This window comes from Streptomyces sp. NPDC058157, assembly GCF_042884105.1.
In the GTDB taxonomy this organism is placed as follows: domain Bacteria; phylum Actinomycetota; class Actinomycetes; order Streptomycetales; family Streptomycetaceae; genus Streptomyces.
Genome location: NZ_JBHVUQ010000244.1, coordinates 1 through 9,101 on the forward strand (window position 1 = coordinate 1; position 9,101 = coordinate 9,101).

The 9,101-nt window shown below is 74.2% G+C and carries 10 protein-coding genes and 1 pseudogene; 5 read left to right on the forward strand and 6 right to left on the reverse strand.

Annotated elements, in window-relative coordinates; genetic code table 11:
* Together ACFVXK_RS34155 and ACFVXK_RS34160 are read left to right on the forward strand one after the other, a co-directional pair.
* Window positions 1–541 (forward strand): annotated as a pseudogene (locus tag ACFVXK_RS34155) (hypothetical protein); the annotation flags it as partial.
* A 180-nt stretch (window positions 542–721) separates the two neighbouring features.
* The gene (locus ACFVXK_RS34160; RefSeq protein WP_358897240.1) at window positions 722–1,063 is read left to right on the forward strand and encodes a hypothetical protein; all 342 of its coding nucleotides are present in this window, start codon (window positions 722–724) and stop codon (window positions 1,061–1,063) included.
* A gap of 98 nt (window positions 1,064–1,161) precedes the next feature.
* Here the strand turns inward: ACFVXK_RS34160 and ACFVXK_RS34165 are convergent, their stop codons facing one another.
* Together ACFVXK_RS34165 and ACFVXK_RS34170 are read right to left on the reverse strand one after the other, a co-directional pair.
* Window positions 1,162–1,404 carry a chaplin gene (locus tag ACFVXK_RS34165; protein WP_358897238.1) on the reverse strand — a complete coding sequence of 81 codons (243 nt, stop codon included), beginning with the start codon at window positions 1,402–1,404 and terminating at the stop codon, window positions 1,162–1,164.
* A gap of 160 nt (window positions 1,405–1,564) precedes the next feature.
* Entirely contained in the window at window positions 1,565–2,053 is a 489-nt protein-coding gene (locus ACFVXK_RS34170; protein ID WP_389619764.1) for a hypothetical protein, read from the reverse strand.
* A gap of 281 nt (window positions 2,054–2,334) precedes the next feature.
* On the opposite strand from ACFVXK_RS34170, the gene ACFVXK_RS34175 reads away from it, so the two are divergent.
* Window positions 2,335–2,745 carry a rodlin gene (locus ACFVXK_RS34175; protein ID WP_389619767.1) on the forward strand — a complete coding sequence of 137 codons (411 nt, stop codon included), beginning with the start codon at window positions 2,335–2,337 and terminating at the stop codon, window positions 2,743–2,745.
* Window positions 2,746–2,855: 110 nt separating this feature from the next.
* Here ACFVXK_RS34175 and ACFVXK_RS34180 read toward each other — a convergent pair whose 3' ends face one another.
* Complete coding sequence (locus ACFVXK_RS34180; protein ID WP_389619770.1) at window positions 2,856–3,494, reverse strand: vitamin K epoxide reductase family protein; 639 nt, start codon at window positions 3,492–3,494, stop codon at window positions 2,856–2,858.
* A 191-nt stretch (window positions 3,495–3,685) separates the two neighbouring features.
* On the opposite strand from ACFVXK_RS34180, the gene ACFVXK_RS34185 reads away from it, so the two are divergent.
* Complete coding sequence (locus ACFVXK_RS34185; protein ID WP_389619773.1) at window positions 3,686–4,486, forward strand: DUF6227 family protein; 801 nt, start codon at window positions 3,686–3,688, stop codon at window positions 4,484–4,486.
* A 2-nt stretch (window positions 4,487–4,488) separates the two neighbouring features.
* Here ACFVXK_RS34185 and pfkB read toward each other — a convergent pair whose 3' ends face one another.
* From pfkB to ACFVXK_RS34200, 3 genes are all read right to left on the reverse strand, one after another.
* Window positions 4,489–5,433 carry a 1-phosphofructokinase gene (gene pfkB, locus ACFVXK_RS34190; protein WP_389619776.1) on the reverse strand — a complete coding sequence of 315 codons (945 nt, stop codon included), beginning with the start codon at window positions 5,431–5,433 and terminating at the stop codon, window positions 4,489–4,491.
* A complete protein-coding gene (locus tag ACFVXK_RS34195) occupies window positions 5,430–6,191 on the reverse strand; it encodes a DeoR/GlpR family DNA-binding transcription regulator (protein ID WP_389619779.1) in 762 nt (253 codons plus the stop codon). Before ACFVXK_RS34195 ends, pfkB begins: the two co-directional genes overlap by 4 nt.
* A gap of 135 nt (window positions 6,192–6,326) precedes the next feature.
* Entirely contained in the window at window positions 6,327–7,904 is a 1,578-nt protein-coding gene (locus tag ACFVXK_RS34200; RefSeq protein ID WP_389619782.1) for an MFS transporter, read from the reverse strand.
* 62 nt (window positions 7,905–7,966) lie between these two features.
* On the opposite strand from ACFVXK_RS34200, the gene ACFVXK_RS34205 reads away from it, so the two are divergent.
* Window positions 7,967–8,920 carry a helix-turn-helix transcriptional regulator gene (locus ACFVXK_RS34205; RefSeq protein ID WP_389619785.1) on the forward strand — a complete coding sequence of 318 codons (954 nt, stop codon included), beginning with the start codon at window positions 7,967–7,969 and terminating at the stop codon, window positions 8,918–8,920.
* Window positions 8,921–9,101: the final 181 nt, after the last annotated feature.

The following is a 9,101-nucleotide window of genomic DNA, read 5'->3' on the forward strand; positions in this document are numbered from 1 at the left end:
CGCCCCGGCGCCCGCTCCCGTTCCGGCGCCCGCCCCCGCGCCGCCGGCCCCGCCCGCCCCGGCCCCCGTGCCGCCGCAGGAGCACGCCGAGACGCTCCCGGCCCCGGTCGAGGAGCAGCCGCACACCCTCCCCGCCCCGGCGGAGGAGCAGCCGCACACCCTCCCGGCACCCGCCCCGGCCCCCGCGCCGCCCGCGCAGGAGGCCCCGGCGCCCCGGCCCCCGCACGGCAGCCAGCCCGAGTGGCCGGCCCCGGCCCCCGCGCCCGTACCGGACGTCGCCCCGCCGGCCGACCAGCCCCCGGCCGCCCCGGCCGGCGACCTCCCGGTGCACCTGCCCCCGGCGCCCGCGCCCGCTCCGGCGCCCGCTCCCGTCACCGCTCCTCCGGTGACCCTCCCCGCGCCCGCCCCGGCACCGGCCCCCGCCCACGCGGGGCCGCAGCTGGCGGCCACCGGCGCGGGTGAGCTGGGCGCCATGGCGGCCCTCGCCTCGGCGCTCGTCCTCGGCGGCGCCATTCTCTACCGGAGGTCCGCGGCCGCCTGACGGGAATACCGGTAATCGGAAGAAATATCGGCCGGAGAATCCATCGTCGGATTCTCCGGCCGCTGCCGTGCGCCCGCCCGGCCGGCGTTTCCGGAGCGGCCGGGAATCGTTACGCAGGACGAAAGCGGCGAGCCGGTCGCCGCTGCCGCCTCGGTCCACGAAAAGAAGAGGATTTCGACAATGAAGCTCTCCCAGGTCGCCGCCGTCGTCGTCGGTTCCGTCGCCGCTCTCGGCGCCACGGCCCCCGCCTTCGCGGCCGACGCCCCCGCCATGCCCCCCATGAGCGCGACGGGCGGAGTGACCGAGGTGCTGAACGCCGTGAACCCCGTCTCCGAGGCGCTCCCCCAGACGGCGGGCAACGCGCTGGCCGAGCAGGGCGACACGGTCGGCAAGGTGGTCCACACCGCGCAGAGCGTCAACAAGATCCGCAACGACGTGCCCGGCACGGCCCTGGGCCTGGCGAACGGCGCGACCAAGGCCTCCCCGCTGCTGGGCGGAGTGGAGCTCAACGGCGGCAAGTGACGCCCGGGGGGCTGCCGTCGAGGCTCCCGACACGACCGTGGGCGCCACCGGCGAGGCCGGTGGCGCCCACGGTCACGTGGTGCCGACTGCGCGGAACGTCAGTCGTTGACGCAGACGTTGCCGAACGCCGGGTTCAGGGCGCCGATGACGTTCACGGAGTTGCCGCAGACGTTGACCGGGACGTGGACCGGAACCTGGACCAGGTTGCCCGAGAGGACACCCGGGGAGCCCACGGCCGCACCCTCGGCCTGGGCGTCGGCGGAAGCGGCACCGGCGGCACCGGCCACGGCGAGACCAGCGGAGGCCAGGGCCACGGCGGCCTTCTTGGCAGCAGAGTTCATGGGGAGTGCACCTTCTCGTTCGAATGTCCTGCCCCGGTCCCGGGGCTCACACCGAGCGAAACGGTCCACCTTCCCGGACGACACGGCCGACGGCCGGATCTGACCTGTTCAGCCCAATAGTCGTAACCATGCCGCCCGTCGGGTCCGCCGCTGCCGGCCGCTAGTCGGCGATGGGGATGTCGGGGATCTGGACGTCGGGGACGCTCGGGACGGCCGGGACCGCCGGTGCCGCCCCGGGCACCGCCGGGACCGCCGGCACCGCGGGAACGGTGACCGGGAGGTCGGGCAGTTTGGGGACGGTGACCGGGAGATCCGGCAGCTTGACGTCGGGGATCTTGATCTCGGGGAGTTTGATCTCCGGGAGCTTGATCCCGCCGAGCAGGCCCGTGAGCGAGCCCAGCAGGTCCGAGAGGGTCTTCGTGAGGCTTGCGAGGAGGTCGTCGATCGGGCCGGCCGCGACCCGCTCCTGCGATTCCGCCGCCCCCTCCAGCCGTTCGATCTGCTGCTGCACGGCCGCCGCCTTCCTTTCGACGGCGGCGGCGCCCTGGCCGTCCGCGGCGCCCGCGGGGACGGCCGCGCCGGACAGTATGACGACGGCGAGGGCCGACGGGACGAGGACGCGGAGGCGGGACGCCTTGGTGGAGTGCATGGGGAATCCTTCGAGGTGGTCGCGCAAGCGGACCGGAATAGTCCGATTACTCACCCACCGTGCGAACACCCTCGACGGAGCGCAACCGGAGCCCGGGCGCCCCCGCGCGCGCATGGCGCTGCGTACGGGCTTCGCGCAGGTGTCCGCAGCGGTCTCACCCACCCCGGGGAAAACCCGGGCCCGTACGGGCCGTTCGAGTGAAGCAGCGCAACCATGCCCCGCGGCGGCCGGTTGATCAGGGCGCTCCACTAGCGGGCACTCGTGCGACAAAAGGATCGATGATGCTCAAGAAGATCATGACCGCCGCCGCGGTCTCCGCCGTTGCCGTCGGCGCCGGCGCTGCCGCCGCCGCCCCGGCCATGGCCATCGGCAACGACAACGGGATCAACACCGTCAACGGCAACGGTGCCCAGCAGATCTACGGCAACCAGAAGACCACCGGCGACCAGAGCCCCCAGCTCAGCCTGGTCCAGGGCACCCTCAACAAGCCCTGCGTCGGCCTCCCGGTCAAGGTCAACGCCCAGTCGCTGGTCGCCCTGCTCAACGTCGGTGTCCAGGACATCAACGTCCTGTCCAACCCGCAGAACCAGCAGTGCACCGAGAACTCCACCCAGGCCAAGGGCGACGAGCCGCTCTCGCACATCCTGGACAACATCCCGGTCCTCTCCGGCAACGTCTCCTCCGGCAGCTGACCGAGCTCCACCCCTCCTGGTCTAGGGCCGCGTCAGCCCGTGGAGCGAAGTGACGAGGGCCCCGGCGGCGTCCAGCCGCCGGGGCCCTCGTACGCGTGGGGCCGCCCCGGTCACCCCGTCCAGAAGTCCCACCACCGGGTCAGGACCAGCATCCCGATCACCCCGAGGTGCAGGGCGGGCGGGGCCCAGGCGAAGTCGGCGAAGAACGCCCGCAGCGGGGCGGGCGCGGGCAGCCGGCCGGTGCGGACGTTGTGGGCCGTGACCGCCCAGAACATCAGCAGGGTCGCCGTCCAGGCCAGGCAGCACCACAGGCACAGGGCGTTGATCTCGTAGAGCGACTGGACCATCAGCCAGGCGCAGAAGCCGGTGCCGAAGGCGGTGCCGGCGTTCAGTCCCAGCCAGAACCAGCGGCTGTGGCGGGCCCCGGCGAGCAGTCCGGCGCCGACGCAGACCACGACCCCGTAGGTGGCCAGTCCGAGCATCGGGTTGGGGAAGCCGAAGACGGCGGCCTGGGCGCTTTTCATGACGCTGCCGCAGGAGACGACGGGGTTGAGGCTGCACGCGGGCTTGAAGTCCGGGTCCTCCAGCAGGAGGAACTTGTCGAGGGTGATCACCCAGGAGGCCAGCAGTCCGGCGGCCCCGGTGGCCACCAGCAGCCAGGCCAGGGACCGGGGGGCGTCCGGTTCGTCCTCGGAGCGGGTACGGGAGCGGCGCCGCTGGCGCGGGACGTCCACTGTGTTCGTTGCCATGCCGCCCATAGTCCCGCGCACCACCGCAAACCCTTACGAACATGGGCTATTCCCGGGCAAGTTGACCTGAAGGTGTGGCGGGAACCCCTGATGCTTCCCGGACGTTTTACCGAATCCCGGACGTGATGTCAGAGCCAGGGGCTACGTTGTGCTTCCGCGAAGTGACAAGCTGCGACGGCCTGGAGCCCACCTTGAGCGATCCGTACGAGACAACCGAGGCGCACCTCGAGCGACTCCTGGGCCGCGCCCTCAACTCCTTCGACCTTCCCGACGCGTTGGTCGAGCGCCTCGGCAGCGCGCTCGCCCACAGCTCCTCCCTCTACACGACGCACCACAGCCCGTCGGCGGGGCTGTGGCGGGAGACCCACCGGCACACCTACCTGCTCGCCGACGGCGAGACGGCTTCCCTGTGGGAGCTGGCGTACCGGATGAGGGGTGACCGCGCCAGCCGGCACGAGGTGTTCGCCGGGCGGGACGAGCTCGCGCTGGCCGGGGCCCGGCTGTTCGGCGAGGCCGCGGCGGATCCGGTCCTCGCGCCGCCGCCCGGGCCGGACGCGGCCGAGGAGGAGGCGCGGAGCTGGGGCGCGGACGGGACGGAGGAGGATCTGGCCCTGCTGAGCGCCCTGTTCGCCGCCCCGGATCCGCGGGAGCGGCACCGGGAGTACGCGGTGGAGGACTCCGCCGACCACGCCCGCCGGGTGCTGCGGCGCGCGGAGAACACCGACCGCCCCGGGCCGGAGACGGCGGAGCTGCTGCGGTCGGCGTACGCGCACCAGATCACCCAGGCCTTCGGCGGCCGGCAGTCCCTGGCCGACGGGCGGGACGCGGGATTCAGCCTGTACGAGCACGCGTTCGTCCTGCTGGACGGGACCGAGCTCAGCCTGTGGGAGGTCGAGCACACGGCCACGCCCGACGGGCGCCACATGTGCGAGGTCTACGGGAGCGAGGCCGCCGCGCGCGGGGCGATGGAGCTGCGCACGCGGGTCCGGTAGCGCTACGGGGTCCCGAGCGGCAGGTCCAGGGGGAGGTCGCGCGTGATGCGGACCTCCTCCGGGCGCAGGTCGGCGGGGGTCGGCATCGCGCTGCCGGGGAGGCGTACGGCGGCCGCGCCGTGGGCCAGGGCCGCGGCGAGGGCGGCGGGGCCGTGGCCGCCGGCGACGAGGAAGCCGGCCAGGGCGGCGTCGCCCGCGCCGACGTCGCTGCGGACGGCGGTGACCGGCGCCGTCCCGTGGAAGGCGCCCTCGGCGTCGACCAGGAGCTGGCCCTGCGGGCCGAGGGAGGCCAGGACCGCGCCGGCGCCCCGTGCGAGCAGTTCCCCGGCGGCCTTGACGGCGTCGCCGAGGGTGGCCAGGGGGCGGCCCACCGCCTCGGCGAGCTCCGCCGCGTTCGGCTTGATCAGGTCCGGGCGGGCCGGCAGGGCGGCGAGCAGGGCCGGGCCCGAGGTGTCGAGGGCGACGCGGGCCCCCGTCTCCCGGGCCCGCGCGACGAGTTCGGCGTACCAGCCGGGTCCGGGGCCGGGCGGCAGGCTGCCGCAGCAGGCGATCCACTCGGGGCCGCCCGCGCAGGTGCGGACGGTGTCCAGCAGCAGGGCTGCCTCCCGCGCGGAGAGTCGCGGCCCCGCCGCGTTGACCTTCGTCAGGGTTCCGTCGGGTTCGGCCAGGGAGATGTTGGAGCGGGTCTGCCCGGCGACGGAGACGGCGGTGACGTCCACCCCCTGGGCGCCGAGGAGTTCGGCGAGCAGGGCGCCGGGGGTGCCGCCGAGCGGGAGCACGGCGGTGGTGGGCACGCCGGCCGCGGCGACGGCCCGGGAGACGTTGACCCCCTTGCCGCCGGGCTCGACCCGGTCACCGGCGGCGGCCCGGAGCACCTCGCCGCGGCCCAGCGAGGGGATCTCGTAGGTCCGGTCGAGGGAGGGGTTGGGGGTGACGGTCAGGATCATACGAGCACGACTTCCGTACCGGCGGCCTCGATGGCCGCCTTCTCGGCCGGGGCGAGCCCGGTATCGGTGATCAGGAGGGAGACGTCGCGGAGGGAGCCGAAGCGGGCGAAGCGTTCCTGGCCGGCCTTGGCCGAGTCGGCGAGCAGCACCACCCGGCGGGCGGCGGCGATCGCGGCCCGCTTGACGGCGGCCTCGGCCAGGTCGGGGGTGGTCAGTCCGGCCCGGACGCCGAAGCCGTTGGTGGCGAGGAAGAGGACGTCGGCGTGGATCTCGGCGTAGGCGCGCAGCGCCCAGGCGTCGACGGCGGCCCGGGTGCGGTGGCGGATCCGGCCGCCGACCAGGTGGAGGTCGACGCCGGTGTGGCCGGCGAGGCGGGCGGCGACGGGCAGGGCGTGGGTGACCACGGTGAGGGCGGTGTCGAGGGGGATGCGGTCGGCGAGGCGGGCGACGGTGCTGCCGGCGTCGAGGATGACGCTGCCGCCGGCCGGGAGCTCGGCGAGGGCCGCGGCGGCGATGCGGTCCTTCTCGTCCCCGGCGGTGCTCTCGCGGGCGGTGAGGTCGGGCTCGAAGCCGAGGCGGCCGGCCGGGATGGCCCCGCCGTGGACCCGGCGCAGCAGTCCGGCCCGGTCGAGGGCGGTCAGGTCGCGGCGGACGGTCTCGGCGGTGACCTGGAAGCGCCCGGCGAGGGAGAGCACGTCGACCCGCCCGGCCTCGCGGGCCAGGCGCAGGATCTCCTGCTGGCGCTCGGGTGCGTACATGTGGGTTTGCTTCCGGTTCCTGCCCGTTTGCGTGGATGCTCCCCCACCGTACGCCCACAAGGGGGAAGAAACCAAGAAAAACGGACATGCCCGCCCCTCGGGGGCGGGCATGTCCGTGCGGGTGCGCCTGCGGGCTCAGGCCTGCTCCACGGCGCCCTCGCGCTCCGAGAGCGGGACCTGCTTGCGCGGCAGGACGAACATCACCGCGAAGATCACGACGAGCACCGCCACGACCCACCACAGCGCCCCGCGGAAGGCGTCGACGTAGGGGGCGCCGAGGATCCGGTCGTCCTCGATCGACCCGAAGAAGACCACGGAGGTCAGGGCGAGGCCGAGGGCGTTGCCCATCTGGCCGGTGGTGTTGATCAGGCCGGAGGCCGAGCCGGCGTGCTCGCGCGGCACCTGGGACAGGATGGTGTCGTTCAGCGGGGCGACGATCAGGCCCATGCCGATGCCCATGACGATCAGCGGCGGGGCCATCTGCCAGGAGGAGATCTCCATGCCGTAGCGCTGGGACTCCCAGATGTAGAGCAGCAGGCCCGCGGCCATCACCAGCGCGCCGGCCTGGAGCACCTTGCGGCCGAAGCGGGGGACGAGCTTCTCGACGGAGAGGCCGGCGGCGACGGAGACGGCGATGGAGAAGGGGATGCCGGTGCTGCCGGCGTGCAGCGGGGTCCAGCCGAGGCCCATCTGCATGTAGAGCGTCCAGACCAGGAAGAAGATGCCGGTGGCCAGGCCGAAGGCGAGCTGGACGGTGATGCCGCCGGCGAAGCTCTTGACCTGGAAGAGGGAGAGCTCGACCAGCGGGGAGCCGTCCTTCTTGATCTTGTACTTCTCGTAGGCGATGAACGCGGCGAAGACGAGCGGCGAGGCGATCATGCAGACGAAGCCCCACACCGGCCAGTCGTTCTCCCGGCCCTGGGTGAGCGGGTAGATCAGCAGGACCAGGGCGAGGGTCGCGAGGACGACGCCGACCAGGTCGAGGCGCAGGGCCTTGGGGGCCTTGGACTCGGAGATGTACTTGCGGCCCAGGATCACGGCGGCGATGCCGACGGGCAGGTTGATCAGGAAGATCGTGCGCCATTCGAGGCCGAAGAGGTTCCACTCGGTGAGCAGCGCGCCCAGCAGCGGGCCGGAGACCGCGCCGAGGCCGACGATCGCGCCGAACATGCCGAAGACCTTGCCGCGCTCGTGCGGCGGGAAGGTGACGTGGATGATCGCGAGGACCTGGGGGACCATCATCGCCGCCATGCCGCCCTGGAGCAGGCGGGAGGCGACGAGCATGCCCGGGTCGGCCGCGATGCCGCAGAGCAGCGAGGCGGCGGTGAAGCCGGCGACGCCGACGAGGAAGAGGCGCTTGCGGCCGTAGATGTCACCGAGACGGCCGCCGGTGATCAGGCCGGCGGCGAAGGCGAGCGCGTAGCCCGCGGTGATCCACTGGATGGCGCTGGTCGAGGCGCCGAAGTCCTGGCGCATGCTGGGTATCGCGATGTTGACGATCGTGACGTCGACCAGGTCCATGAAGGACGCGGTCATCACGATGGCCAGCGCCAGCCAGCGCAGGCGGTCGGCCGGGGCGTCGGCCGGGGCGTCGGGGGTGGCGGCGTCGGCGGCTCCGGTGGCTGCGGGTGCCGCCGCGGCGGCCGCGTTCCCCTCTTCTCGTACGGGCCCGTTCTCTCTTTCGGGCGATGCTGTGGGCGTCTCGGTGCTCATGGGGAGAAACCTAGACGGCATCTAGGCCAAGGTGTGTCCTATTTACCTGGCAATCTTGAAACATGAACGACACTCCCGCCCGGCTGCTCACCCTGCTGTCCCTGCTCCAGACCCCGCGCGAGTGGCCGGGCAGCGAGCTGGCGGAGCGGCTGGGCGTGAGCGCGCGGACGATCCGGCGGGACATCGAGCGGCTGCGGGACCTGGGGTACCCGGTGGAGGCCACGCTGGGCGCGGTCGGCGGGTACCGGCTGGTGGCGGGCGCGGCGATGCCGCCGCTGCTGCTGGACGACGAGGAGGCCGTGGCCATCGCGGTGGGGCTGCGGGCGGGGGCCGGGCATGCGATCGAGGGGGTCGAGGAGGCGTCCGTGCGGGCGCTGGCCAAGCTGGAGCAGGTGCTGCCGGCCCGGCTGCGGCGCCGGGTGGGGGCGCTGCAGTCGGCCACGGTGGCGGTGACCCGGGGCGACGGGCCGAGCGTGGACCCGCGGACGCTGACGGCGATGGCCGCGGCGGTGGCGGGGCCGGAGCGGCTGCGGTTCGCGTACCGGGCCCGGGACGGGGTGGACTCGCGGCGGCTGGTGGAGCCGTACCGGCTGGTCAGCACGGGCAGCCGGTGGTACCTGGTGGCCTTCGACCTGGAGCGGGCCGACTGGCGCACCTTCCGGGTGGACCGGGTGAGCGAGCCGTTCCCGACGGGGGCGCGGTTCACCCCGCGGCCGCTGCCGATGGAGGCGGCGGAGTTCGTGCGGCGCGGGCTGCGGGGCGGGGAGACCTATGCGGCGGACGTGTCCTTCGCGGCGCCGCCGCAGGAGCTGCCGGAGTGGCTGCGGGAAGGGGCGGTGGCGGAGGGGCGAGGGTCGCGGGTGCGCTTCGAGAGCGGGGACGCGCCGGAGTGGCTGGCGGCGCGGATGGCGCTGACGGGGCTGGAGTTCACGGTGCGGGGGCCGGAGTTCCTGGCCCGCGCGGCGGCCGCACTGGGCGAGCGGCTGGCCGGGGCGGCGACGGGCGCGGCGGGATAGGGCAGCCGGCCCGCGCCGGGCGGGGAGGCCGGTGGGCCGGTGGGCCGGTGGGCCGGGAGACCGGGGGGCCGGGGCCGGGAGGCCAGGGCCGGGAGACCGGGGCCGGGAGACCGGGGGGCCGGGAGACCGGGAGACCGGGGGCCAGGGGGCCGCCGGGCCGGGTTCGGAGCAGGGGGCGGGG